The sequence below is a fragment of the Luteimonas campi genome, assembly GCF_051162505.1.
Taxonomy (GTDB): Bacteria; Pseudomonadota; Gammaproteobacteria; order Xanthomonadales; family Xanthomonadaceae; genus Luteimonas.
On sequence record NZ_JBNWEM010000004.1, the window covers coordinates 35,110 to 59,325 of the forward strand.

General features: G+C 68.5%; 22 protein-coding genes. 12 read left to right on the top strand and 10 right to left on the bottom strand.

The features are described from left to right. Window positions 1-47 precede the first annotated feature (47 nt). The 9 genes from ACQYVW_RS12755 to ACQYVW_RS12795 are packed head-to-tail and all read right to left on the bottom strand — an operon-like array spanning window position 48 to window position 10,611. The gene (locus tag ACQYVW_RS12755; RefSeq protein WP_434947244.1) at window positions 48-1,232 is read right to left on the bottom strand and encodes a hypothetical protein; all 1,185 of its coding nucleotides are present in this window, start codon (window positions 1,230-1,232) and stop codon (window positions 48-50) included. Then, a complete protein-coding gene (locus ACQYVW_RS12760) occupies window positions 1,229-2,425 on the bottom strand; it encodes a glycosyltransferase family 4 protein (RefSeq protein ID WP_434947245.1) in 1,197 nt (398 codons plus the stop codon). The genes ACQYVW_RS12755 and ACQYVW_RS12760 overlap by 4 nt, the downstream gene beginning before the upstream one ends. Continuing rightward, window positions 2,422-3,075 (bottom strand): polysaccharide deacetylase family protein, encoded by a 654-nt coding sequence (locus ACQYVW_RS12765; RefSeq protein WP_434947246.1) that lies wholly within the window; start codon window positions 3,073-3,075, stop codon window positions 2,422-2,424. The genes ACQYVW_RS12760 and ACQYVW_RS12765 overlap by 4 nt, the downstream gene beginning before the upstream one ends. 8 nt (window positions 3,076-3,083) lie before the next feature. Beyond that, window positions 3,084-4,232: a glycosyltransferase family 4 protein gene (locus tag ACQYVW_RS12770; RefSeq protein WP_434947247.1), complete on the bottom strand. Its 1,149-nt coding sequence runs from the start codon at window positions 4,230-4,232 to the stop codon at window positions 3,084-3,086. Next, on the bottom strand, window positions 4,229-5,338 hold the full coding sequence (locus ACQYVW_RS12775; protein ID WP_434947248.1) for a glycosyltransferase: 1,110 nt from the start codon (window positions 5,336-5,338) through the stop codon (window positions 4,229-4,231). Before ACQYVW_RS12775 ends, ACQYVW_RS12770 begins: the two co-directional genes overlap by 4 nt. After that, complete coding sequence (locus tag ACQYVW_RS12780; protein ID WP_434947249.1) at window positions 5,335-6,690, bottom strand: phenylacetate--CoA ligase family protein; 1,356 nt, start codon at window positions 6,688-6,690, stop codon at window positions 5,335-5,337. The genes ACQYVW_RS12775 and ACQYVW_RS12780 overlap by 4 nt, the downstream gene beginning before the upstream one ends. Further along, a complete protein-coding gene (locus ACQYVW_RS12785; protein ID WP_434947250.1) occupies window positions 6,687-8,243 on the bottom strand; it encodes an oligosaccharide flippase family protein in 1,557 nt (518 codons plus the stop codon). Before ACQYVW_RS12785 ends, ACQYVW_RS12780 begins: the two co-directional genes overlap by 4 nt. Beyond that, window positions 8,243-9,514 carry an O-antigen ligase family protein gene (locus tag ACQYVW_RS12790; RefSeq protein ID WP_434947251.1) on the bottom strand — a complete coding sequence of 424 codons (1,272 nt, stop codon included), beginning with the start codon at window positions 9,512-9,514 and terminating at the stop codon, window positions 8,243-8,245. Before ACQYVW_RS12790 ends, ACQYVW_RS12785 begins: the two co-directional genes overlap by 1 nt. Continuing rightward, window positions 9,514-10,611, bottom strand: coding sequence for a polysaccharide deacetylase family protein (locus tag ACQYVW_RS12795; protein WP_434947252.1), 1,098 nt, complete (start codon window positions 10,609-10,611; stop codon window positions 9,514-9,516). The genes ACQYVW_RS12790 and ACQYVW_RS12795 overlap by 1 nt, the downstream gene beginning before the upstream one ends. Before the next feature lie 271 nt (window positions 10,612-10,882). On the opposite strand from ACQYVW_RS12795, the gene ACQYVW_RS12800 reads away from it, so the two are divergent. From ACQYVW_RS12800 to asnB, 3 genes are read left to right on the top strand one after another with little or no spacing between them, the layout of a single operon-like run. Beyond that, window positions 10,883-11,602 carry a hypothetical protein gene (locus tag ACQYVW_RS12800; protein WP_434947253.1) on the top strand — a complete coding sequence of 240 codons (720 nt, stop codon included), beginning with the start codon at window positions 10,883-10,885 and terminating at the stop codon, window positions 11,600-11,602. A 4-nt stretch (window positions 11,603-11,606) separates the two neighbouring features. Further along, a complete protein-coding gene (locus ACQYVW_RS12805; protein WP_434947254.1) occupies window positions 11,607-12,218 on the top strand; it encodes a class I SAM-dependent methyltransferase in 612 nt (203 codons plus the stop codon). A gap of 44 nt (window positions 12,219-12,262) precedes the next feature. Next, window positions 12,263-14,200, top strand: a complete 1,938-nt coding sequence (asnB, locus tag ACQYVW_RS12810; RefSeq protein WP_434947255.1) for an asparagine synthase (glutamine-hydrolyzing) — start codon at window positions 12,263-12,265, stop codon at window positions 14,198-14,200. A gap of 436 nt (window positions 14,201-14,636) precedes the next feature. Here the strand turns inward: asnB and ACQYVW_RS12815 are convergent, their stop codons facing one another. After that, on the bottom strand, window positions 14,637-16,028 hold the full coding sequence (locus ACQYVW_RS12815; protein ID WP_434947256.1) for a PQQ-dependent sugar dehydrogenase: 1,392 nt from the start codon (window positions 16,026-16,028) through the stop codon (window positions 14,637-14,639). A 31-nt stretch (window positions 16,029-16,059) separates the two neighbouring features. Here ACQYVW_RS12815 and ACQYVW_RS12820 point away from each other — a divergent pair, with 31 nt between their 5' ends. The 9 genes from ACQYVW_RS12820 to ACQYVW_RS12860 all read left to right on the top strand — a co-directional run bounded on the left by ACQYVW_RS12820 (window position 16,060) and on the right by ACQYVW_RS12860 (window position 24,201). Next, entirely contained in the window at window positions 16,060-16,308 is a 249-nt protein-coding gene (locus ACQYVW_RS12820) for an acyl carrier protein (RefSeq protein WP_280943499.1), read from the top strand. 13 nt (window positions 16,309-16,321) lie between these two features. Then, entirely contained in the window at window positions 16,322-17,809 is a 1,488-nt protein-coding gene (locus ACQYVW_RS12825; protein WP_434947257.1) for a class I adenylate-forming enzyme family protein, read from the top strand. Continuing rightward, on the top strand, window positions 17,806-18,792 hold the full coding sequence (nadE, locus tag ACQYVW_RS12830) for an NAD(+) synthase (protein ID WP_434947258.1): 987 nt from the start codon (window positions 17,806-17,808) through the stop codon (window positions 18,790-18,792). Before ACQYVW_RS12825 ends, nadE begins: the two co-directional genes overlap by 4 nt. 4 nt (window positions 18,793-18,796) lie before the next feature. After that, window positions 18,797-19,831 carry a hypothetical protein gene (locus ACQYVW_RS12835; protein ID WP_434947259.1) on the top strand — a complete coding sequence of 345 codons (1,035 nt, stop codon included), beginning with the start codon at window positions 18,797-18,799 and terminating at the stop codon, window positions 19,829-19,831. Window positions 19,832-19,893: 62 nt separating this feature from the next. Beyond that, window positions 19,894-21,138 (top strand): PQQ-dependent sugar dehydrogenase, encoded by a 1,245-nt coding sequence (locus tag ACQYVW_RS12840; protein ID WP_434947260.1) that lies wholly within the window; start codon window positions 19,894-19,896, stop codon window positions 21,136-21,138. Window positions 21,139-21,426: 288 nt separating this feature from the next. Beyond that, window positions 21,427-21,699, top strand: a complete 273-nt coding sequence (locus ACQYVW_RS12845) for a hypothetical protein (protein WP_434947261.1) — start codon at window positions 21,427-21,429, stop codon at window positions 21,697-21,699. An 80-nt stretch (window positions 21,700-21,779) separates the two neighbouring features. Next, window positions 21,780-22,412, top strand: coding sequence for an SLATT domain-containing protein (locus tag ACQYVW_RS12850; RefSeq protein ID WP_434947262.1), 633 nt, complete (start codon window positions 21,780-21,782; stop codon window positions 22,410-22,412). 68 nt (window positions 22,413-22,480) lie between these two features. Further along, window positions 22,481-23,323, top strand: coding sequence for an AbiJ-NTD4 domain-containing protein (locus tag ACQYVW_RS12855; protein WP_434947263.1), 843 nt, complete (start codon window positions 22,481-22,483; stop codon window positions 23,321-23,323). Between the two features lie 44 nt (window positions 23,324-23,367). Continuing rightward, window positions 23,368-24,201 (top strand): hypothetical protein, encoded by an 834-nt coding sequence (locus tag ACQYVW_RS12860; RefSeq protein WP_434947264.1) that lies wholly within the window; start codon window positions 23,368-23,370, stop codon window positions 24,199-24,201. Window positions 24,202-24,216: the final 15 nt, after the last annotated feature.

Below are 24,216 nucleotides of genomic sequence, written 5' to 3' on the forward strand. Positions count from 1 at the left end.
GGCGTGCGTCCCGCGCTCGCGGACGTTCGTGGCGTGCGCGTCCATGTTCATGCCGCGGTGGCCGCGGCGCGGTTGGGCGGCGGCGGCAGGATGAAGTCGCGCCAGTCGTTGGGATCGCCGCCATGGCCGGCCTCGGCCGCCTTGACGATGTTGTATACCTCGCGCGCGTTGACGTAATGCAGCACGTAGCGCTCGCCGTCGTTGTAGCGGGTCTCGAGGTGGCTGAACATCGCGTCCACGTCGGGGCCGAGCACCACGTCGGCTTCCTTCTCCGGCGCGCCATGGGTATGGATCTTGATGAAGATCCATTCCGGCCGGCCTTCGACATGGATGCCGGTTTCGACCCAGCCATCCACCCGGCCGGGCGTGGGCGGGTAGTTGGCGCGGATGTCGGCGTTCTCCACCCGCGGCACGAAGCCGTGGCGGCGGTCGCGCCAGTTCAGGCCCACAGGGCCCTGCACCAGCAGCAGGTCGCCGCTGGGCGTGCCACCGGCGCGCACCGGCACGCCGCGGTCGTGCGACTTGGGCCTGAGCGGATCGTCGGTGGCGTAGTAGATCGAGTTGACGGTGCTGGTCTGGGTATCGCTGGGTGCCGAGGGCATGGTGAAGTCGGCATAGCAGCCCAGCTCGCGCAGCAGGATCAGCTCGTTGTCCAGGCCGCACCAGCGTCCGTCCGGACGCGAGTTGTCCAGGCACCAGTTGCCGTGGATGAAGCCGAACATCACCTCGCCGGTTTCAGGATGGCGCGGCAGCGCGCCATGGCGTTCGTGCAGCAGCCGCTTGAAGCGCGTGATCGACTCGCGGAAGTTGGCTTCGGTGTCGTTGTCGTGGTGCAGGTGGACTTCCAGCTCGCCGTAGCCGTCGCGGCACAGTGCCTCGATCTTCTCCAGGTGCTCCTCGAGGTACTCCTCCTCGGGGTAGAAGAACCCGTGCTGCGGCTTGCGGCCATCGGCATCGCGATGACGGTCGGCCAGCGTCCGATAGTCGCGGCACCAGCGGTCCACGCGCGCGCGCTGCGTCTCCAGGTCCGGACGGCCGTGCATCGGTTCGTAATGGTCGACGAAGCAGAACATGATGTGGGTCGGGCCGGCATGCGGGGCGCGCGTCGGTCGGCGCAGCCAGGCCGGCAGCCAGATCTGCATGTTGCGCGCCCGGATGAAACGCGCCACCACGAGTGCGGCCGCCGCGGCCCCGGCCAGCGCCAGCAGGGCGATCCAGGCGAGCGCGCTCATGCCGTCGCCTCCCGTCCGCCCGGCACCAGCGACAGCAGCTGCTGGGCGTTGTTGCGCCAGCGGCGTTCGCGCTCGATATAGGTCCGGGCCGCGGCACCGACGCGGTCGCGCTCGTCGCCGCGGTCGCACAGCGCGATCACCTGATCGACGCAGGCACGGATGTCCTTGCGCGGGAACAGCCATCCGGTGGTCCCCGACTCGATCACCTCGGCCACCGGATCGTAGTCCGGCGCGACCACCGCCACGCCCATGGCCATCAGCTCGAACAGTTTCATCGGCGAACCGTACTCGTTGGAATCGGGCAGGAAGGCATAGTCCATGCACGCCACCCACTGCGGGATCTCGTGGTGCGGCACGCGGCCGGGCAGGCGGACGCGGTCGCCGAGGCCGCGCGCTTCCACCTCGCGGCGCACGGCCGGCAGGTCCTCGCCGTCGCCGACGATGAGCAGGGTGAGTTCCGGCGCTTCGTCCAGCCGGTCGATGATCGCTTCGACGAAGCCAGGCACGCCGTGCCAGCGCGCGAACACGCCCATGTGCCCGCAGACCACGCGCCCTTCCAGGCCCTGCGCGCGGCGCAGCGCATCGCGGTTGACGCGGCCGGGATCGAAGCGCGCGTCCACCGCGTTGGGCGAGACCACGCAGGGCGGCAGCTGGCCGTAATGGTCGGCCAGCAGGTCGCGGAAATAGGTCGAGATGAACACGATCCCGGTGGCGCGGGTCATGCACCAGCCTTCGATGCGGCGTGCGAGCGACTTCAGCCACAGCGGGCGCAGGCGCTGCACCACGGCCGAGTCGTTGATCTCCAGCACGATCGGAATGCCCTCGCGGCGCGCGATCCAGATCGTCATGAACAGGAACAGCGAATAGCGTTCGTAGATGAAATCGGGCCGGTGACGGCGGATCTCGGCGCGGATGCGCCACCAGGTGACCAGGTTGTAGCCCAGTTCGGCGAACTCGAACAGCACGCCCGGCAGCTTGCTGACCAGGGTGGCCAGATGGCCCTTGCGATCGGCGGCCGGCTGCGCGGATGCGGCAGGCGCGGCGCCCGAGCCGGCGTCCTTCTCCGGATCGGCACCCGGGAACGACAGCACGCGCACCTCGCAGCCCAGCTCGCGCAGCGCATTGGCCACGCCGCGGATATGCACGCCCTCGACCCGCTTGCCCTGGGTCCGGTGGTGGTACAGTACCTTCATCCGCGGCCCTCCGGCATCGCGCGGACCTCGAAGCCCTGCGCGCGCCATTGCGGCAGCAGACTGGCCAGGAGTTCGACGGTGGCGGCGGTGTCGTCGTGCATCAGGATGGTGTCCCCGGTGCGCGGCGGGTCGGCTTCGATCTGCGGAAGCAGGACCGGCGTCGGCAGCAGTTCGTAGTCGTGGCTGTCGTAGGACCAGAAGGCGATGTTGCGGCCGATGCGCGCGAAGTGCAGCAGCAGGTTGGCCGGCAGTTCGCCGCAGGGCGGCCGGAAGGGATGGGTGGCGCGTCCGCTGTAGGCCGACAGCGCGCTGTCGGTGCGCGCGATCTCCTCGACCTGCGCCGGCAGCGGCAGCGCGCCCATGCGCGGATGGCTCCAGGAATGGTTGCCCAGCGCATGGCCCTCGTCGACGATCCGGCGCGTGATCTGCGGATACTCGTCGATGCGGCTGCCGATCAGGAAGAACGTGGCGGTGGCGCCATGCGCGGCCAGCAGGTCCAGCACCGGTGGGGTGAACTCCGGATGCGGGCCGTCGTCGAAACTCAGGTACAGCACCTTGTCGCGCGTGGGCACGCGGGTGGTCACCAGCCGGGACGGCAGCAGCCCGAGCAGGCGGCCCTTGCGGGAACGCGGTTGGATGGGCCGGGTCATGGACATGCTCATGGCGTGGCGGCATCGCGGAGGATGCGGTCGAGGTGTCGGACATTGTCGTCCCAGCGGAAGCCCGCGGCGTGTTCGAGGATGGCCTCGCGCGACCAGTGGCGCTGCAGCGCGTCCGACAGCGCGCGCCCCAGGGCCTCGTGGTCATGCGGCGGCACCAGGATGCCCGCCTGCTCCGGCAGCACCTCCGGGATCCCGCCGACCCGCGTCGCCACCACCGGCAGGCCGCAGGCCATGGCTTCGAGCACCACGTTGGGCACACCCTCGTTGTGGCTGGGCAGGCTCAGCAGGTCGGCCGCCTGCATCCACACCGGCAGCTGGTCGTGGGGCCGGGCTCCGGCCAGCAGCACGCGGTCGGCAATCCCCAGCTGCTGTGCGCGCCGCGACAGCGTGCCGTCGGCCGCGCCACTGCCGACGAAGGCGAGCCGCGCACGCGGATGGTGGGCCAGCACGGCGGGAAAGGCTTCGAGCAGGTCAACGCAACCCTTGGCCGGCTTGAGGTTGCCGACGTAGAGCAGCAGCGGGCCGTCGTCCGGCAGCTCCAGCACGCGGCGCGCGGCGGCGCGGTCGCCGGGCCGGAAGCGCGCGGCATCGACGCCGTTGTAGAGCAGGTGCACGCGGTCGGCATCCACGCCCAGGGCGCGGGCCTTGCCGGCCAGCGCGTCGCTGACGGCGATCACCGCGCGCGCGCCGCGCAGGGCCGAGGCGATCTGCGGACGATGCAGCGGCTGCTCGGCCTGCACGTTGAGGTCGCTGCCATGCACCTTCACCACATAGGGCAGACCCAGCCTGCGCGCCAGCCGCGACGTGCCCACCGCGTCGGGATAGCCCCAGCTCGCCAGCAGCAGGTCGTAGCGCCCGCGCCGCAGCTGCGCGCCGCGCTGCGCCATCAGCGAGGCGTACCAGGCCAGCCCGTGCAGGCTGCGGCCGATGCGCGGCGGGTACCAGAAGGTGAAGTCGGCGCAGCGCGCATGCTGCAGCACCGGCGCCTCGCCGCGCGGGCCGCGGCGGCGGTCGCGGAAGTCGACCGCCACCATCACATCCAGCTCGTGGTACTGCCCCAGCCGATCGAACTGCTGGCGGTTGAAGCTCGCACGCAGCGGGTCCCAGGCGGTCGGGAACAGGTTGGTCAGCGCCAGCACCTTCATGCCTGCGCGCCCGCGTAGGCCTCGAGGTAACGGTTGGACATCACCTCGAAGGTGCCGTTGGACAGCAGCCACTCGCGGCCGGCCTGGCCCATCCGCGCCGCCAGCGCGGGATCGGACAGCAGCCGTTCCAGCGCGTCGGCGAAGGCCTCGGGCGCGCGGGCGGGCACCACCAGCCCGGTCACCCCGTCGCGCACGATCTCGGCGTTGCCGCCCACGTCGGTGGCCACGATCGGCAGGGCGCTCGCGCAGGCCTCGAGCAGGGCGATCGAATAGCCCTCCGACACCGAGGACATCGCGAAGATCGACAACGCCGGCAGCAGTTGCGGCACGTCGCTGCGGTCGCCGAGCAGGAACACACGGCCGCCAAGGCCCGCATTCGCGATGGCCGCTTCCACGGCGCCGCGTTCGGCGCCTTCGCCGGCGATCACCAGGGCGGCGTCGTCGCGCCGCGCACAGACCCGGGCGAAGGCCGCGACCATGGTCGGCAGGTCCTTGGCCCAGTTCAGCCGGCCGATGAAGCCCACCAGCTGCGTCTCCGGCGGCAGGCCCAGGCTGGTCGCCATCTGCGCACGCAGCTGCGCGTCGCGTTCGCGGAAGGGCTCGGGATGGATGCCGTTGGGCACCACCCGCAGCCGCCGGGTGGGCACCAGGCCGGCTTCGGCCAGGCGCCGGCCCGCGGCCTCGGACACCGCCACGGCGACATCGGCGAAATGCATCGACTGGCGGAACAACCATTCGCGACGGCTGGAGGGGGTGACATCGCCCATGCCATGGCGGGTGTTGACGATGCGGCGCAGGCCCAGCCCCATCGCGGCGGCCATGGCGTAGTAGTGCGGCAGCCCGTTATGGCTGTGCAGCACCTCGGTGCGCTGGCTGGACAGTGCCCGGCGCAGGCGCAGCAGGGCCCGCATGTCCGCGCCGTCGCGCTTGTCGCAGGCCACCACCGGGATGCCCTGTGAGGTCAGCTCGTGCGCCAGCGAACCGGCCTCGAACAGGCAAACCACCTGGCAGTCGTGGCCTGCCGCGGCCTGGGCCTTGGCGAGGTCGATGACCACGCGTTCCAGGCCGCCACGGTTGAGGTTCTCGACGATGTGGCTGATCCTCACTGCAGCCTCGACACGGTCACGCGCAGCTTGCCGCTGGCGGTCAGCGGAATGTCGTCGACGCGCTGCAGGTCGAGGTTGGCGTCGCTCCCCAGCACCTTGGCGAGCTCGCGGCGCACGTAGGCTTCCTGTTCGGCGCCGAACTCGGGGCCAGGCACCACCTTCAGGGTGAAGCGCTCGAGGCTGTCCTGCACCACCTGGAAGCGGCGCACGCCGGCCACGTCCTTGAGCATGTGCGGGAAGAACTCGCCCGGCAGCACGCGGCCATCGGGCGTGCGGATGGCGTCGAGACGGCGGCCGTCGATGCGGCTCAGCCGCGGCAGCCCGCGGCGACCGTGGGCATGCCACGGGGACTTGCGGCTGGCCACGTCGCCGTTGACATAGCGGATGAAGGGCATGCCCAGGTTGTGCAGGTCGGTAATGGCGAGTTCCCCGGTCTCGTTGCCGTCTCCGGCCTGTGTCGCGTCGGCCAGCTCGACCACCAGGTGGTCGGCGTTGACCAGCAACCCGTCGCGGTCCTCCGCTTCGCAGGCGATCAGCATGAACTCGCGGCACCCGTAGGTGTTGTAGGCCTTCGCCCCCGGGAACGCCGCCTCGATGATCGGCCGCTGGAAATCGTGCAGCGCCTCGGCGGCGCCCAGCACCGATACCACCCCGGGAATGCTGCGACCCCGCGCGAGCAACCATTTCGATAGACGGACAATCGGGTCGACATAGGCCACGATCACCTCGGGCCGGTACGCGGCGATGGTGTCGGCGTAGGCGGCCATGTTGTCGTCGCGCATCAGGAAGCTGTTGAGCATGCGGCGGTGGAAGGCCGCGTGGTACAGGCGCTCCTTGATCTGCGCCACCCGGCCGGGCTCGCCCACCGCGCCGCCCCAGAGGAAGAGGGTGCGCCGTCCCATGCGCGCGCCGGTCCAGCCGTAGCCGCGCCACATCACCGCCGAGCGCCGGTCGTTGCTTTCGCGGGTATAGCCGAAGCGCAGCGGCTCGCCGGTGGAGCCGCCGGTGGCCTTGAACAGCAAGCTGCCGCGCAACGAGTGCGCCTGCAGGTCCTCGAAGTGGCCGCGGATGTCGGCCTTGGTCAGCACCGGCAGGCGCGCGTAGTCGTCCATCGACCTGAGGTCGCCGGGTTCGAAGCCGATCGCCTCCCAGCGGCTGCGATAGAACCGCACCTGGTCCCAGCAGTGCGCCACCAGCGCCTGCAGCTTCGCCCACTGGATCGCCGCGATCTCGTCCGGGGAACGCCACTGGTTGGCTTCGTACTCGGCCAGGTAGCGCAGCATGCCGCGGCCGCGGAGCGCCTCGTAGGCCGGGTACAGCGCACGGCGGAAGGCGGTTTCGTAGAGGCTCATGCGGTGGCTCCGGCGCGACGCGACGCCCAGCCGAGCAGGCGGCCCATGAAGGCCGGCCGCCCCCGGGCGAGGCGCAGATGCAGTTGCTGCAGGTGCTGCAGGTCCGCCACGCTCCAGAAGCCCAGCAGCAGGGTGCCCACGGCATAGGCCGCGGCCAGCAGCACGCCGCCGAGCGCCAGCGACAGCAGCGGCACCGGCGGCAGCAGGGACTTGAGCAGCCAGGCCGCGGCCCCGGCGATGGCGGCCGCGGCCACCACACGGGCGATGCGTCCCCATTCCAGCCGGGCGCCGCTGTAGTGCATCGCCAGGCCGATCAGCAGCACGCTGCTCAGGAGACTGGCCGCGGCGTACGCGGCCACCGCGCCGGCCAGGCCCATGCGCTGGATCAGCACCACGTCCAGCAGCATCTTGACCGCCGCGCAGGCGAGGACGACGGTCATCAGGATGCGTTGCCGGTCCGCGCCCAGCAGGTAGCTCGATGCGCCCTGGCAGACCGTGGCCACGGCGCCCGCCGCCAGGCAGCCGGCGAACACGAAGGCCGCCGGCGCGAACGCGGCGCCATACAGCAGGCCGATGATCTCGTGCGCGAACAGCACGCCGAAGGCCACCAGCGGCGCGGCCAGCGCGGCCAGGTAGGTGGTCGACATCGCCAGCCGGCGGCTCGCCACCTCGCGTCCCTGCGCCAGGGCGTTGGCCATCATCGGCAGCAGCAGGGCGCCGAAGACGCCCGGCACCAGCAGCAGCGCGCCGCTGGAAAGCTGGTAGGCCACCTTGAAGTGGCCGGCCGAGGCGGAGGTGTCGAACAGGGTCAGGAACAGCACCTCCACCTCGCTGGCGGTGAAGAAGTTCACCGCCACCGTCACCGCCACCAGCGAGGTGTAGCTGCGCAGGCGCCGGCGCGTGTCCGCGTCCAGCGGCTGGCGCCCCTGCGCGGGAGGCAGCAGCGGCTCCACCTGCCGGCGCGAGATCCACCAGAAGATGAGGCTCGATCCGGTGAACGTGCCCAGGAACCATTCCATCGGGCCGTCCAGCCACCACACCAGCAGAATCATCAGCAGGTTGATCGGCGCCACGATCACGGCGATCGCGGCGATGGCGCGGAAGTTCTCGTAGCCCTTGGCGATGCCGACGTTGAGCATGTACGAGGCGCGCAGCGCGGTGGTGGCCAGCAGGATCACCAGCAGCAGTGTGTGGTTGAAGCCGGGCATGAGCCGCTGGCCATGGGTCAGGAACAGCACCGTGCCGCCCAGCAGCACCGCGGCCAGGAAGCCCGCCTGCACCCGCCAGGCCCAGGCCAGCAGCGAGCGGATTTCGGCATCGCGACCGGCGCCGCGCATCTCGGCGATGAACTTGATCACCGCGCTGGCGACGCCCGAGTTGGTGATCACCACGCCCGTGGCCACCAGCCAGATCACCAGGCCGTAGGTACCGAAATGCGCCGGCCCCAGGTGCCGCGCGATGATGATCGATGTCAGCATGCCCAGGAAATACTCGGTGTAGATGCCCACCGAGGAGAACAGGGTGTTGCGGATCACCTGGCCGCGCGTACTCATCAGCCGGCCATCACGAACAGGACCTTGACCACCAGCCACAGCGCGATCGCACTGCCTACCGCCAGAACGCACCACTTGAACCAGTCGCGCTGCACGCTGAACACGGGCAGGCCGCCCCAGCGCTCCTGCGCGCCGCCGTACCAGCCGGTCACCAGGCCGAGCAGGATGTAGAGCAGGATCACGTAGCTGCGGCTGAGGAAGAAGGCGCAGGCGAAGAAGCCGACCATCGAGATCAGCAGGGTCATCGCCACGCGACGCTCCTCGTCCCAGGCATGCTGGTGCTCCGGATCCTCCATCACCGCGGGCAGGCGCAGCACCATCACCGGCATCAGCGCGCAGTAGCCCACCATCGCCAGCCACACCGTGTAGCCGACGATGCCGGTCTCGGCCAGCACCAGCACGAACGAGTTGTGCGCGGTCAGCCAGGTGTGTTCGGTGAAGTTGCCCACGCCCACGCCGAACACCGGGTTGGCCAGGAACATCTGGATGCCGTCGTACCAGGTCTCGATGCGCCCATAGGCCGAGGCCTCGCCGGCATCGAGTTCCTGCATGCGCGTGGGCAGGGCCATCAGCACCGCCAGCCCGGCCGCGCCCAGGGTGCCGGCCACGATCAGGCCGCGGCGCAGCCACAGCCACACGCCCGCCATCGCCATCACCGCCAGGAACGAGCCGCGCGAGTCGGTCAGGTACACCCCGTAGAGCAGCGCGAGCGCCACCGACCACCAGAACAGTCGCCGCATCCCCATCGCGCCGCCGCGATGGCCCATCAGCAGGGTCATCGGGATCGACATGATGAACAGCATGGCCAGGTCGTTGGGATCGCTGAAGATGCCCACGTACTGGATGCGCCCGTCCTGCACGGTCGGCATGCCGGTCCAGCCCTGGCCCAGCTTCACCTGCTCGATGCCGTGGATGGTCAGCACCAGCGCGCACAGCGCGATCACCCACATCATCCGCAGCAGGTTCTTCGGCGAATGCCCGGCCTGCGCGATCAGCACCAGCGCGATCAGCGCCGGCAGGAAGTGCATGAAGCGCGAGATCGCGCCGCCCGCCCAGCCGTTCACCACCATCGTGAACATGCCGATCACGATGAACACGACCAGCAGCAGGTAGGTGGGCTGCTGGAACGGCCGGCGCTGGGAGCTGAGCATCCACATGCCCAGCGCACCCAGCAGCGCGATCGGCAGGATCGGGATGCCCATGTCGACGAGGGCGGGGTATTCCTGGGGACGGATCAGTACCAGCGCCAGCCAGACAAGCAAAAACACCATCACGATGGATAGACCCTCAGCGTCGAGGCGTGCGAGAACAGTTCCGGCGCGGCGACGATGCCCTGGAACCACGGCTCGCCGACATCCGATTCCACCGGCACGCGCAGCAGGCGGTAGCGGTTGTCCTGGTCGGGAGCGCTGACGCCGCTGACGTAGCTGAAGCCCAGCCGGAAACCCTGCGCGCGCACGGCCTCGATCACCCGCGCGTCGTAGGCGTCGGGACCGCCGACCGGATACGACACCGCGATCGCCGGTGCGCCGAGTTCGGCGGTCAGCCGCGCCTGGCATTCGCCGATCTCGGCGGCCAGCGCGTCGTCGGGCAGCTTGGCCAGCATCCGGTGGTGCACGCCATGGCCGCCGATCTCCATGCCGCCGTCGCGCATCTCGCGCAACTGGTCCCAGGTCATGGGGCGGCAGTCGGCATGCGGCGCCGTGCGCGGGCGGCCGCAGCGCGCCTGCAGCGCGTCGATCACGGCCTGCTGGCCGGCATCGTCGAGGTACTTGAGCCGGTCGAGCACCATCGAGGTGGTCGCATGGCGCGCGTCGCGGCCCGGGGGCAGGAGGACGTCGATCTCCAGTTCCGGGATGCGCAGCCGCGCCTCGTCCATCGTCACCACCAGGTGCGCCAGCCAGTCGTAGGCATAGGGCATGCCGCTGTCGATGTGGCCGGTGGACACGAAGAAGGTCGCCGGCACTCCGGTCTCGCGCAGGATGGGGAAGGCAACGTCGTGGTTGTCGTCGTAGCCGTCGTCGAAGGTGACCAGCACCGCATCGCGTGGCAGCGCGGGGCCGCCGTCGAGCGCGGCCGTCACCTCGCGGCAGGACACGGGGTTGAACCGCTCGGCAAGGTGGCGCATCTGGCTGCGAAACCCCTCGGGCGAGGCGCTGACCAGGGCGCGGTCGAACGCGAAATCCGGCCCGACCTCGCGCACCCGGTGGTAGGCGAGCACCCGCAGGTCGCGCCGGAACAGGCCGCGCACGGTGCGCATCAGCGGCAGCATGCCCCAGGCATGCGCGCGCTCGGCCAGGCGCTGGCGCCGGCTGCCGGGCGCGGGCTGCCGCCCGGATGCAGCGACGATGGCCGACTCAATCGACATGGCGCGCCTGGTCGCGGTCCGTGCGCACCGGCGATCGTTCCCGCCTCGAGCGGCGCATATCGTGTCCCCTGATGACAAGAGCGGCGGCGGATACATCCCTGGTCGGCGCGCCTGCGCCGGGGCCACCACAGGCGCCCCGTGCCGCCCTGGCGCAAGCATAGGCGCTCGCCGCGGGGACCGCCACGGCGCGCGCGTGCGCACGCCACTTCTGGCCGGGCAGGACGCCGTTTCCCGTACGCTGTCTCGAATCGACCGCCCGCTGAACCGCCCCATGTCCGACCAGACCGACTTCATCGCCCTGTACAGCGAGCTCGGGATCGAACCGGACTGCTCGCTGGACGGCCTGCGCATGGCGTACCGGCGACGCGTCGCGGACCTGCACCCCGACCGCGCGGGAGAGTCGGGCGAGGACACCCTCAAGACCCTCAACCTGCGCTACGCGGCGGCGCTGGAATTCCATCGCCATTACGGCCGGCTCCCCGGCGCGCCGGCCGCGCCCGCGCGCCGCGCACGCAGCAACGCCGAACCCCGCCGGGCGGCCCGCGTGGTGGTGGAGCCGGAGATGGAGGACGCGCAGCCCCGCCGGTCGTCGCGATTGATCGTGTATGGCATCTTGCTGCTCGCGGCGCTGCTGGTGTGGTGGCTTTCGCGCACCGGCGGACCGTCGGCCGGATTCAGTGGTGGTGTTGCCGGTAACGAACGTGGAACGGCGCGTCCTGCGGCCATGGCGCTGCGCCAGGGGATGGAGGCGCGCGACGTGGTGTCGATGCTCGGCGAACCGGTCAGTCGCGAACTGGGCGGCACGCACTGGCTGTACGGGCCTTCGTGGGTGCGCTTCGAATGTTCGAAGGTGATCGACTGGTACAGTTCGCCGCTGCAACCCCTGCGCGCATCGCGTCCGCGTCCCGGCGGCGAGCAGGCCGCCGTGCTGGCGCGCGCCGATGCGCGCCCGTGCCCACCGATGGCCGCGTCGGCCAGACAGGTCTGGTAATTCCATGCAGCGCATCAACGCCAAACTCAGGAAGGCCATCCGTCGCACCTGGATGAAGTACGCCATGCGCGGCGTCGGCGGCGCCGACAACTACGAGCGGCTCGACCTGGCCTACAAGCTGGGGGATCCATGGAACATGGAATCGGGGCTCGAGCAGGCGCGGTTCGCCGCCACCAACGCGCTGATCGAGCGCCATATCGGGCGCGTGGGCTCGCTGCTGGAAATCGGCTGCGGCGAAGGCCACCAGACCCGCGCGCTGCGGGCGCTGGCCGACGAGATCTACGGCATCGACGTCAGCCCCACCGCGATCGAGCGCGCGCGGGTGCGCGTGCCCGAGGCGCAGTTCGCCGCCACCGACGTCCACCAGCAGCCCTGGGGCGACGCGCGCGGCCGCTTCGACCTGGTCGTGGCCTGCGAGGTGCTGTACTACATCAAGGACATCCCGGCCACGATCGAGCGCATGCGCCATCTCGGCAAGGCCTGCATGGTCACCTTCTTCGCGCCGGCCCTGGTGCGGGTGGGGCCGCACCTGGAGGGAATCGAGGGCCTGCAGAAGGACTGGATGCAGCACCAGGGAGAAACCTGGCTGGTGTGCTGGTGGCGGAATCCCGAATGAACGCACGCACCGATCCCGCGTCCGCGCACGGGCGGGCCTGAGCCATGTGCGGACTCGCCGGCTACCTCGGCCACCCCGTCGAACAGGCGGGCGCGCGCCCGCTGCTGGAGCGCATGATCCATGCGCTCGCCCACCGCGGCCCGGACGGCTACGGCTTCCATGCCGAACCCGGCGTGGGCCTGGCCCATGCGCGCCTGTCGATCATCGACCTGAGCACCGGCGACCAGCCGATCCACAACCCGGCGCGCACCGTGTGGACGGTGTTCAACGGAGAGATCTTCAACTTCGTCGAGCTGCGCGCCGAGCTCGAGGCGCAGGGCCACGTGTTCTACACGCGCTCGGACACCGAAGTGATCGTGCACCTGTACGACCGCTACGGCGACCGCTTCGTCGAACGCCTCAACGGCCAGTTCGCGATCGCGCTGTGGGACGGTGCACGCCGCCGGCTGCTGCTGGCGCGCGACCGCGCCGGCATCCGCCCGCTGTACTGGACGCAGGCGCGCGATACGCTGTGGTTCGCCTCCGAGCCCAAGGCGCTGTTCGCCGCCGTGCCCGAGCGCGCGCGGCTGTCGCTGCCGGGCCTGCTGCAGGCCTTCAGCTACTGGGCGCCGCTGGATCCCGATACCGTCTACGACGAGGTTCACAGCCTGCCGCCGGGGCACGTGCTGAGCGTCGAGGCCGATGGCCGCCGGAGCCTGACCCGCTACTGGGACTGGACCTTTCCCGACGCCGCGCACACGCGCAGCTCGCACTTCGGCAGCATCGAAAAGGCGGCCGGCGAACTGCGCGAGCGCCTGATCGACGCGGTGCGCCTGCAGCTGCGCGCCGACGTGCCGGTGGGCGCCTACCTCAGCGGCGGGCTCGATTCGTCCGGGATCGTGGCGCTGATCCGTGGCTTCACCGATACGCCGGTGCGCACTTTCTCGGTGGCCTTCGACCAGGCCGAGTTCGACGAGAGCGCGCACCAGATGGCAATGGTGCGCCACCTCGGCACCGATCATTCCACGCTGCGCATCACCCCGGCCGACATCGGCGCGGCGTTCCCGCGCCTGGTCGCGCACACCGAGACCCCGGTCCTGCGCACCGCGGCGGTGCCGATGATGCTGCTGGCCGACTCGGTGCGCGCGCACGGCTATACCGTGGTGCTCACGGGGGAGGGCGCCGACGAGGTGTTCGGCGGCTACGACCTGTTCAAGGAAGCCAAGGTGCGCCGCTTCTGGGCACACCAGCCGGACTCGACGCTGCGTCCGAAACTGCTGTCGCGGCTGTACGGCTACTTGGAGAACTCGCCGGCGGCCAACCCCGCGTTCGCGGCCTCGTTCTTCGGCCAGGGGCGCGAGCACATCGACCGCGCGGTTTTCGCCCACGTGCCGCGCTGGACCACCTCGCAGCGCGCCTTCGCCTTTCTCGCGCCGGAGCTGCGCGCGCAGGCCGCGCGCTGGGATGCGCTGGCCCATGCCGAGGCGGGCCTGCCGGCCGGCATCGGCGACTGGGCGCCGCTGGCGCGCGACCAGTATGTCGAGGCCAAGACCCTGCTGGCGGGCTACCTGCTGGCCGCGCAGGGCGATCGCGCGGCGATGGCGGCTTCGATCGAGGGCCGCTATCCCTACCTCGACCACACGCTGATCGAGTTCGCCAACCGGCTGCCGCCGTCGTGGAAGATCCGCGGCCTCACCGAGAAGCACATCCTGCGCCTGGCCCTGGCCGACCTGTTGCCGGCCGACATCGCAAAGCGCACCAAGCAGCCCTACCGCGCGCCCGACAGCGCCAGTTTCTTCGTCGACGGCAGGCCGCTGGACTACGTGGCCGAGCTGTTCTCGCCGGAGAACCTGCGCGCCGGCGGCGTGTTCGACGTGGACGCGGCCTCGCGGCTGTTCGCAAAGGCGAAGGCGGGGAAGATGATCGGCTTTGCCGACAACCAGGCCTTCGTCGGGCTGTTGTCGACCTTGCTGTTGCTGCGGGAGCGGCCGTTGGCGGGGTGAGTGGGGAACTGCTCCGGCGCGGCGCTTGGCGGGTGGGTAGGGCTGCTTCGGTTACAGCAGTCGGGCGGTCTGAGGCTTCGCTCCGGTGGCCCCCACCCCAGCCCTCCCCCGCGCGCGGGGGAGGGGGGCGAAAGCGCTGACGGACGTTTTTTGCTTCCATCGCGAGCGGAGGGGAGTGGGGTGAGATGGGCTATTTCGGTTATGGCAGTCGGGCGGTTTGAGGCGTCGCTCCGGTGGCCCCACCCCAGCCCTCCCCCGCGCGCGGGGGAGGGGTGAAAGCCGCTGACGGGCGCTCTTCTGCTTCCTCTGCGAGCGTGCAGGAACTGACACCCGCCGGCCGGCGGTCGCTCTTCTCCTTCCCCCGCTTGCGGGGGAAGGCCGGGATGGGGGCCGGCTCCGACGCCACGCACCCCACACGCAGCCGCGCGAAAAACCTCTACCGCGTCTGCTCTGCCACGGGCTTCCCGGCAGGCTCCCTTGTGGGCTCCGCTGCCGGCGCCGTTGCCTGCTCCGTTGTCGACTCCGCTGCCGGCGCCGTTGCCTGCCCTGTTGTGGGTTCCGTTTTTGCCCCCGTTGCCGCCTCCCTGCCATGCCCCCCGGCCGGCTCCAGCCGCAACAGCTTCCCGTCCTTCCCGTCGGTCAGCAGGTAGACCAGCCCGTCCGGCCCGACGCGCACGTCGCGGATGCGGTCGCGCCCCTGCAGCAGGCGCTCCTCGTGCACCACGCGCGTGCCGTCCAGCTCCAGCCGGATCAGCGCCTGTCCCGCCAGCGCGCCGACCAGCAGGTTGCCGCGCCACGGGGCGATCGCGTCGCCGTCGTAGAAGGCCATGCCGCTCACCGCGGGCGACTTCGGCCAGTAGTGCAGCGGGTCCTCCATGCCTTCGGCGCGATCCCCGACCGCGCCGGGCACAGGCTGCCCCGAATAGTCCAGCCCGTGCGTGACCAGCGGCCAGCCGTAGTTGCGCCCGGCCTGCGGCAGGTTGATCTCGTCGCCGCCCATCGGGCCATGCTCGTGGTTCCACGGCACGCGCGTGCGCGGATACAGGGCCATGCCCTGGATGTTGCGGTGGCCGTAGCTCCAGATTTCCGGGCGCGCGCCGTCCTGGCCAACGAAGGGATTGTCGTCCGGCACGCGTCCGTCCGGATGCAGGCGCACCAGCTTGCCCTGCAGGTGGTCGAGCAGCTGCGCCTTGCCCGCGTCGCGGTTGTCGCCCGTGCCGATGTAGAGCATGCCCGCGTCGTCGAACACGATGCGCGCGCCGACATGCGTGCCGCTCGACAGCTTGGGCTCCTGCCGGAACACCACCTCCACGTCCTCCAGCCCGCGCTCGCCCAGCCGCCCGCGCGCCACCGCGGTGCCCGCCTTGTTGCCGCGCCAGTTCGGTTCGCCGTAGGCGATGTAGACCAGCCGGTCCTCGCTGAAGGTGGGCGAGGGCACCACGTCCAGCAGCCCGCTCTGCCCCTGCACGAACACCTCCGGCACGCCGTCCAGCGGCGCCGACACGGTGCCGTCCGCCCCGATCCGCCGCAGCCGGCCGGGCCGTTCGGTCACCAGCATTGTGCCGTCGGGCAGCAGCGCCAGCGCCCACGGATGCACGAATCCATCGGCCAGAACGCGCAAGGCCAGGGCGCCGCGCTCGGTCTCCAGCAACTCCGGCTGCGCGTCCGCGAGGCTGCGCGGCGTGGACTCGATGTCCTGCCCGCTGTCCGGATCGCGTTCTAACCCACAGGCCGAGAGCGCAGCGGCAATGGAGAGGCATCCCGCCGCGAACAGCGCGGCACCTGGTTTGAGTGGGCGCCGCGAAGCGCGCGAGTCATCGGTCACCATCTTTTTTCCACCGTGGGAGCATCGGAGCGACATGAGCCGGCGTCAGCAGATCAGGCAGTTCATCCTCGGCAATTTCCTGTTTACCGACGACGAGTCCGCCATCGCCGATGATACGTCGCTGATCAAGCAGGGCATCGTCGACTCCACGGGGATCCTGGAACTGATCGGCTTCATCGAGGAAACCTGGCCGGTCAACGTGCCGCCGGAGGACATGACCCCGGCCAACTTCGACAGCCTCGAATCGATCGACCGCTACCTCGACGTCCGGCTCGCGGCCTGACGGAACCCGCACGATGGAGACCCTGGTCGCGCGGCTGGAACGCACCGCCGCGGCGATGCCCGACCGCACCGCGCTGCAGCAGGACGGGCGCCGCCTGGACTACCGGGGGCTGCACGCGGCGGCGCTGGACTTCGCGCACAGCCTGCGCGCGCGCGGCATCGCCCCCGGCGACCAGGTGGCCCTGGTCCTGCCCAACTGCATCGAAGCGGTGGTGGCCTGGTACGGCTGCTGGCGCGCCGGCGCCATGGTGGTGCCGCTCAACGCCCAGGCGCGCGAACGCGACTTCCTGCCCTGGCTGGAGCACAGCGGCGCCCGTCTGCTGATCCATGACGGCAGCGGGGACGCGGCGCGTGCCGCAGCCGCGGCCGATGTGCCGGTGCTGCCGGCGCAGCAGTGCCTGGCGGGCGAGGGCGATGGCCTGGGCGACGATGCGGCGGACCTGCTGCCGCCCGATCCGGACGCGCTGGCCGCCATTCTCTACACCTCCGGCACCACCGGCGCGCCCAAGGGCGTGGCGCTGAGTCATCGCAACCTGGCCGCCAACACCGCCTCGATCCTCGATTCGCTGGGCCTGCGCGCCGACGACAGCACGGTCAGCACGCTGCCGTTCTACTACGCCTACGGCGCCTCGGTGCTGCACACCCACCTGGCGGTGGGCGCGCGCATCGTGCTCGAGGACAACCTGGTGTTCCCGCACCTGATCACCGAGGCGCTGGCGCGCGAGCGCGCGACCGGATTCTCGGGGGTGCCGTCCACCTTCGCCCTGCTGCTCGACCGCGGCCAGCTCGATCGCCACGACCTGTCCAGCCTGCGCTACCTCACCCAGGCCGGCGGTGCGATGGCGCCGGCGATGGCACGACGCGTACGCGCCGCGTTCCCGCAGGCGCGGCTGTTCGTGATGTACGGGCAGACCGAGGCCAGCGCCCGCCTGACCTGCCTGCCGCCCGAGCGGTTCGAGGACAAGGCCGGCTCGGTCGGCCTGCCGATCGCCGATGTCGAGATCCAGGTGCGGCGCGAGGACGGCAGCCCGGCCGAAGCCGGCGAACCCGGCGAGGTCTGGGCCCGCGGCCCCAACGTCATGGCCGGCTACTGGCAGGCGCCCGAGGCCACCGCCGCCACCCTGGTCGACGGCTGGCTGCGCACCGGCGACGAGGGCCAACTCGATACCGATGGCTACCTGTGGCTGTCCGGGCGTCGCAGCGACATGATCAAGACCGGCGCCCACCGCGTGCACCCGCAGGACGTGGAAGAAGTGATCGCCGAACTGCCCGGCGTGCGCGAGGTGGCGGTGGCCGGCCTCGACGACAGCCTGCTCGGGCAGGTCGTGGCCGCCTTCCTCGTGCCCGGCGACGATGCGCCGACCGAGATGGCGGTCAAGGCGCATTGCCGCCAGCGTCTGGCAACGTACAAGATTCCAAAGCAGGTCGCCTTCGTGAGCGAACTGCCCAAGACCGCGTCAGGCAAGATCCGCCGCGCCGCATTGACCCAGGGGAACCCATGAGCCGTCTCGATCCGTCCGTGCTTGACCTCGACTACGCCGCCGAAGCCGACCGGATCGCCGCGCGCCTGCGGCAGATCGTCGCCCGCGACCTGCATCGTCGCGGCCTGGTCGTCGCGATCTCCGGCGGCATCGACTCCACCACCTGCGCCGCGCTCGCCGTGCGCGCGCTGGGGCCGGAGCGCGTGTTCTGCCTGATCCTGCCCGAGCGCGATTCCAGCGACGACAGCGCGGTGCGCGCCAACATCCTGGCCGAGCACCTGGGCGTGCGCGTGCAGACCCACGACATCGCCCCGGCCCTGGCCGCCATCGGCTGCTACGAGGCGCGCGACAACGCCGTGCGCAGCGTGCTGCCGGGCTATGGCGATGGCTGGAAGTTCAAGATCGTCATCGCCGGCGGCGCGCAGGGGCTGATCAACCGCTTCCGCATCGTGGCCGAGGATCCGGCCGGCGAGCGCCACGAGAAGGACCTGCCGCTCGAGGCCTACCTGACCATCGTCGCGGCCACCAACTTCAAGCAGCGCATCCGCAAGACGCTGGAGTACTTCCACGCCGACCGCCTCAACTACGCGGTCACCGGCACGCCCAACCGGCTGGAGTACGACCAGGGCTTCTTCGTCAAGAACGGCGACGGCTCCGCGGACGTCAAGCCGATCGCCCACCTGTACAAGAGCCAGGTCTATGCGATGGCGCGCCACCTCGGCGTGCCCGAGCGCGTGAGCTCGGCCACGCCCACCACCGACACCTATTCGCTGGCGCAGGGCCAGGACGAGTTCTACTTCGCCCTGCCGTACGCGCAGATGGACCTGGCGCTGTGGGCGCTCAACCACGGCCATCCGGCATCCGAACTGGCTACAGCGCTGGGCGTGTCCGAAGCGCAGGCGCAGGCGGTATACGACGACATCCAGGCCAAGCGCCGCACCACCGCCTACCTGCATCGCCCGCCGGTGCTGGTCGAGCCGGTGGCCGAACTGCCCGGGCACTGAGCCGATGGTCGCCAATCCGGCCTATACCGTCCACGCCGCCGACGTGGAGCGCGACCGCGAGCTGATCCTCGGCCTGTGGCGCGGCAACCTCGGCGACGAGTCGCGCATGGCGCGCAAGTACGACTGGTTCTACCGCGAGTGCCCCTACGGCGCGCCGCTCACCCTGCTGCTGCGCCACGAGGAAAGCGGCGCCTGGGTGGGCGTTGCCACGGCCGGCCCGCGGCAGATGATGCTGGGCGGCAAACTGGTGCAGGCCGGCGTGCTGGTGGACCTGGCGGTGCTGCCGGCGCACCGTTCGCTGTTTCCGGCGCTGTCGCTGCAGATGGCGCTGATGGAGGCGGGCTCCAGGCGCTTCGAGCTGATGTACGGCTTCCCCAATCCCAAGGCCGCCGCGGTGTTCAAGCGCGTCGGCTACGTGCCGCTGTGCAAGCTGGTGCGGCACGCGCGCGTGGTGCGGCACGTCGGCTACGTACGCCGCCGCCTGCCCGCGCCCTTGGCATGGCCGGCGGGCCTGCTGCTCGACGCGGTCGACCACGTGCGGCTGACGGGCCGGAGCGCAGGCACGCGCGGCGAGTGGCTGGACCAGGCCGACGAGACGCTGTCGGCGCTGTGGTCGCCCGATCGCGCCGGCGACGGCCCGGTGTCGATCCGCGACCTGACCTTCCTGCGCTGGCGCTTCGACCAGTCGCCGCTGGTGGACGTGCGCTACCTGCTGGTGCGCGGGCGCGACGGCACGGCGCTGGCCTGGTTCGCCTGCGAGTCGCGCGAGGGCATCCTGTACGTGCACGATTTCTGGGCGGCCCGCGGCGTGGCGGGACCGTCGAAGGCGGAGGTGGCCACGCTGCTGCGCTGCGCGCGCGAGGGCGGCCATACCGCGGTCTCGATCGAGCTGGGCGCGGCGGCGGCCGGAGTGGGGCTGCTGGGCAACGGCTTCGTGCCGCGCGAGCCGCGCCCGGTGTTCTGGCATCCCTGCGGCGAGACCCTGGAGGCGGTGGCGCCCGCCGACCTGTGGCTGACCGCCGCGGACGAGGACGAATAGCGCACGCGCCTTCCGCGCGGGCGAGGTGGGGCGGCCCCTCCCATGGCCGCGAAGGAGGCTGCATGGACAGGAAGTGGAGTGCGCTGGCGCTGGCCTGGCTGCTGGCATCTGGTGGCGGCTCGGCGGCATCGCCCGCAGCGAGCGAAACGGTCGCGCTGGCGGGGCAGGACAGCGCCGCGCGCGCGCCCGGCATCCATGCCGAACAGGTGGTGCATGACGGGCTGACCTCGCCCACCGCCATCGCCAGCCCGCGCGACGGCAGCGGCCGCATGTTCGTGATCGAGCGCGAAGGCCGCATCCGCGTGCTCGACCGCGACGGCAAGCTGCTGCCCGAGCCGTACTACAGCCGCGACGTCACCACCGCCGACACCGAGCAGGGCCTACTGGGCCTGGCCTTCGACCCGGACTTCCGCAGCAACGGCCGCCTCTACATCGCCTACAGTGGCGCCTCGGAGGGCGAGCGCCACGGCCTGGTGCTGCGCCGCCTGCAGGCCGCCGATCCTGCCGCCAACCGCTTCAGCGGCAAGGACGAGCTGCTGATGCGGGTGAAGGGCCTGGTGGCCAACCACAACGGCGGCGACATCCGCTTCGGCCCCGACGGCCTGCTGTACTGGAGCATCGGCGCCGGCACCGGTGAGCCGCGCGACCACCCCCACGCCACGGCCACCGACAACCTGCTCGGCAAGATCCTGCGCATCGACGTGCGCGACGGCGCCAAGGGCGCGAAGAACCGCTGCGGCGAGACCGGCCGCGCCGCCTACGCCATCCCGGACGGCAACCCCTTCGCCGGCCAGCGCAGCCAGTGCGGCGAGATCTGGCTGCACGGCCTGCGCAATCCCTGGCGCTTCAGCGTGGATGCGGACGGCGCGGTGTGGATCGGCGACGTGGGCAAGGACCGCGAGGAAGTCAGCGTCTGGCGCGACGGTATGCCGCGCGACCTCGGCTACCCGCGCTGCCAGGGCAGCCACGACTATCCCTCCACCGGCGCCATCGACTGCCCGGCCCGCACCGGCACCGCCGGCCCCGTGTTCGAGTACGCCGGTCGCGAGAAGGGCCGCTGCGCGGTGACCGGCGGCATCGTCTATCGCGGCAGCAACGTCGCGCTCAAGGGCGCGTACGTGTTTTCCGATTCCTGCTCCAGCGAACTGCTGGTGGGGCGGATGTCGAGCATCGGGAGGCTGGAAGTGGCCTCATTGATCAGCGGGGTGGCGCCGGGTTACGGGACGATCGCTTCGTTCGGGGAGGACGAGGAGGGCGAGCTGTGGTTTGTGAACCATTTGAATGGTGGGGTTTATCGGGTGAGGTGAAGGGACTGTTCTCGACCCTAAATCGATCACTGGGTCTGGACACAGGCCTCCATGTTGCGGCGACTCCTTGCGACGGATCTCACCCAGTTCCTGGCTGATAACAATTACCGCCGCTAACTAGACGTCTTTCCCAGGTCCCCCGAGCAGTCAGTTTCCTAGCCAAGTCCGATCGACAGATTCCGTGAGGAATTACCAGATTGACGGGACGCATAAGAAGCAACATGCTCCTTTATACACCCCTGATCAGGGGGCTACTACGCATTAGCCGCTTAACAACACGGAGGGGTCATGGCTCATCAAGTCACGCTCGACATCGCGACAAAGTTCGTGTTGCATAAGGACGTCAAGTTCGAAGTCAAGTCCAATAGCAAGAAGCTCGGCACTCTACTGATTAGTAAAGGAAACATCGAGTGGCTTCCCAGTGGCGCATCTGTAAACAAGAAGCGCCTAACCTGGTCTCAGTTCAAGACGCTGATGGAAGGCACAGGCAAGCCGGCAAAGGTCAAGAAGCGCGCTTCGAAGAAGGCCGTCAAGAAGACAAAAGCTGCGCCCAAGGCCTGATTCACGCGGCTAACAGTTAATTCAAGCTGACGCCGCTTCGCGGCGCGGCTTAACTCAAGCGTTAGCGGGCAGGGGGAGTTATGAGTGAGCTCGACAACCGTTTGAAGGAACTCTTGCGGCGCACCAAGATCACGACAAAGTCCAGATACCGAGCTAGCGAACGCCTCGAACGCCACCACAAGCTATCGCAATGGACTGTGTCGCTCATCTCTGCAGCCCTCGTCTTCGTTCCTTTGGTGCAGGCATTCCGGATTTCCGTGGGCATCGACGCAGTCTATCTCAACGCTACCCAAGCGACCTTAGCTGTACTCGTGCTGGTCTACTCTCTCTTGCTCGGGCAGGAGAATTTTGTTTCGCGCGCCCAAGCCATGCACCGAAATGGCATCGAGCTGGGGCGCTTCGCCCGAAAGCTCGCTGGAAAAGGGGATGACGTACCGGATGTCGAGTATTTTCAGCTTGCTGAAGAGTATTACGATATTTTGGACAAGTACGAGAACCACAAGCCCGTAGACTACCTCTACACCAGGCTAACGACGACGCCAATAGGCCGCAGCGAATGGATCATGTACGTCGGCCTATGGGTAAAGGCTCGCGTAACCACCGTATTAATTTTCTCTCATTACATCGTTGCAATCGCGTTCGTTGCGCTCATCTTCTACGCACTCTTCTCAGGCATCGTTAGTGAGGCTCGAGGTGCGCCGACTGCCCGCTAATAAGTCATTCAAGCCGACGCCGCTTGGTGGCCCAACTTAACTCTGGTGTTAGCCCTGCAAGGAAATATATGCGATTTTCCCAAAGGCATGGGTACTCGCCCGTCAAGAGCGCGATCCAAACGGACTCAATGGATGAGGCGTTACGAAATTCACTTTGGAATGTCTTGCAGGCTGTAATTTGGGACTCGCACAAATCACGCTCGTCCTATTCGTACACAATTCACTCAAACTTGTATGACTTGCTTGAACGGTACTGGCGTGATTATTTTAAAGCTCCAGTAGATCAGATGCCGCAGTACATCCAAGAAACGATCAAAGTGGTTCGCGGTTACTTCTTTAGGTGTGAATGGTACGAGGCTTATGACTTCATCGAATTCAGCAGCCACCTTCTTGGGAAAAGCCGGCCAAAGTTCGTAATACATTGCAATGAAGTGTTGGGTAGAGAGGTTTCCGGCTATCGCCTAGTGGATGACAAGATCACACCAATAACCTCCCCAATAGAGCTTGGCGAGATCGAAGACAGTCTTGCCAATACCGCTGGAAACATCGGAGCGAACACGCATCTACGTAGGGCGCTTGAACTTCTGAGCGACAGAAGTAATCCTGACTATCGAAACTCGATTAAGGAATCAATTAGCGCTGTCGAGTCTGTTGTGCAAGCGATAGCGGGAGACTCTTCCGCAACCCTCGGTACAGCGCTTAAGGCTATTTCGGAGCAGGTACCTATGCATCCCGCCCTAAACAGAAGCCTTAGCTCTCTCTATGGCTACACATCAGACTCAGGCGGCATCAGGCACGCCCTTCTCGATGAGTCCAATCTCGACTTCATCGATGCAAAGTTCATGCTCGTAGCTTGCTCGGCGTTTGTGAACTATCTAACAGGCAAGTCGGCGCAGTCGCGGCAGGGCTGACGATTCATTCAAGCCGAACCCGCTTCGCGGGTCGCTTAATTCTGATGATAGCTGCTCATGGGGGAGACATGGCAACTGATAGGGAGAAGTACGAGAACGGGCTGTTCACGGTTCGCTTCATCGGAAGAGACCTAAAGGAGCATGGCGTCAGCATCTATGACCTTGCTCAAACATTGTTGGCTATGCAGCGCATAGTTCATAAGGCCTACTTGGCAAAGAACGAGCGTCTCGAGAAGGGTGCATTTCCCAACAAAGATGAGCGGCCGCTCCTTGCGCTGCAACTGGGTGAAAGGAAGCGCAGCTCAGATGCGTTTGCGCTCATACCAATACTTGCCGACCCCGCCGTACAGACCAGCCTTAGACAACTGGCGGACTACGTTGCTTCCGGACTGATCGGGTACTACACCGAAAAGGTGATTGACTACGCCAACAAAGAAAAAAATCAAGACAAGCAAGTGTTCATTGGGTCCATCTATGCTGAGGTGGTGAACATTGCAAACCGCGTTGATGCATCTGGGGGCGTTGAGTCTATTTCGATTGGCGCGCCGAAACTCGGACACGAGACGATCGCCGCATTCACACCAAAGACCAAAGAGTACCTAAGTAGCCTGAAGGGTGAGGTCTACCTAGGCCGCAGACAGAAGATCAAGGGCAGGGTCTATAAGCTCTACCCCGCATCAAAGATCGTCGCCATTCGTCGAGCCGCAGGCAAGTCTGTCAGCATCTTTCTCAATGAGGACGACTTCGACACCGTCAGATACCATCCGGAGAACAACCCAAAGTTCAACTTCACTGGCAGGCCAAGATTCCAGCTCGGCATCGAGACCAAGGTGATTTCAGAGTTTGAGGCAGAGTCAATCGAGTATATCCACGACTGAGCAGCTAACAGCCAT

What these genes read in the sequence shown, in the direction of transcription:
- ACQYVW_RS12755 (WP_434947244.1), bottom strand. Translation starts at nt 1,232, where the DNA reads ATGAGCGCGCTCGCCTGGATCGCCCTGCTGGCGCTGGCCGGGGCCGCG.
- ACQYVW_RS12760 (WP_434947245.1), bottom strand. Translation starts at nt 2,425, where the DNA reads ATGAAGGTACTGTACCACCACCGGACCCAGGGCAAGCGGGTCGAGGGC.
- ACQYVW_RS12765 (WP_434947246.1), bottom strand. Translation starts at nt 3,075, where the DNA reads ATGACCCGGCCCATCCAACCGCGTTCCCGCAAGGGCCGCCTGCTCGGG.
- ACQYVW_RS12770 (WP_434947247.1), bottom strand. Translation starts at nt 4,232, where the DNA reads ATGAAGGTGCTGGCGCTGACCAACCTGTTCCCGACCGCCTGGGACCCG.
- ACQYVW_RS12780 (WP_434947249.1), bottom strand. Translation starts at nt 6,690, where the DNA reads ATGAGCCTCTACGAAACCGCCTTCCGCCGTGCGCTGTACCCGGCCTAC.
- ACQYVW_RS12785 (WP_434947250.1), bottom strand. Translation starts at nt 8,243, where the DNA reads ATGAGTACGCGCGGCCAGGTGATCCGCAACACCCTGTTCTCCTCGGTG.
- ACQYVW_RS12790 (WP_434947251.1), bottom strand. Translation starts at nt 9,514, where the DNA reads ATGGTGTTTTTGCTTGTCTGGCTGGCGCTGGTACTGATCCGTCCCCAG.
- ACQYVW_RS12795 (WP_434947252.1), bottom strand. Translation starts at nt 10,611, where the DNA reads ATGTCGATTGAGTCGGCCATCGTCGCTGCATCCGGGCGGCAGCCCGCG.
- ACQYVW_RS12800 (WP_434947253.1), top strand. Translation starts at nt 10,883, where the DNA reads ATGTCCGACCAGACCGACTTCATCGCCCTGTACAGCGAGCTCGGGATC.
- ACQYVW_RS12805 (WP_434947254.1), top strand. Translation starts at nt 11,607, where the DNA reads ATGCAGCGCATCAACGCCAAACTCAGGAAGGCCATCCGTCGCACCTGG.
- asnB (WP_434947255.1), top strand. Translation starts at nt 12,263, where the DNA reads ATGTGCGGACTCGCCGGCTACCTCGGCCACCCCGTCGAACAGGCGGGC.
- ACQYVW_RS12815 (WP_434947256.1), bottom strand. Translation starts at nt 16,028, where the DNA reads ATGGTGACCGATGACTCGCGCGCTTCGCGGCGCCCACTCAAACCAGGT.
- ACQYVW_RS12820 (WP_280943499.1), top strand. Translation starts at nt 16,060, where the DNA reads ATGAGCCGGCGTCAGCAGATCAGGCAGTTCATCCTCGGCAATTTCCTG.
- ACQYVW_RS12825 (WP_434947257.1), top strand. Translation starts at nt 16,322, where the DNA reads ATGGAGACCCTGGTCGCGCGGCTGGAACGCACCGCCGCGGCGATGCCC.
- nadE (WP_434947258.1), top strand. Translation starts at nt 17,806, where the DNA reads ATGAGCCGTCTCGATCCGTCCGTGCTTGACCTCGACTACGCCGCCGAA.
- ACQYVW_RS12835 (WP_434947259.1), top strand. Translation starts at nt 18,797, where the DNA reads ATGGTCGCCAATCCGGCCTATACCGTCCACGCCGCCGACGTGGAGCGC.
- ACQYVW_RS12840 (WP_434947260.1), top strand. Translation starts at nt 19,894, where the DNA reads ATGGACAGGAAGTGGAGTGCGCTGGCGCTGGCCTGGCTGCTGGCATCT.
- ACQYVW_RS12845 (WP_434947261.1), top strand. Translation starts at nt 21,427, where the DNA reads ATGGCTCATCAAGTCACGCTCGACATCGCGACAAAGTTCGTGTTGCAT.
- ACQYVW_RS12850 (WP_434947262.1), top strand. Translation starts at nt 21,780, where the DNA reads ATGAGTGAGCTCGACAACCGTTTGAAGGAACTCTTGCGGCGCACCAAG.
- ACQYVW_RS12855 (WP_434947263.1), top strand. Translation starts at nt 22,481, where the DNA reads ATGCGATTTTCCCAAAGGCATGGGTACTCGCCCGTCAAGAGCGCGATC.
- ACQYVW_RS12860 (WP_434947264.1), top strand. Translation starts at nt 23,368, where the DNA reads ATGATAGCTGCTCATGGGGGAGACATGGCAACTGATAGGGAGAAGTAC.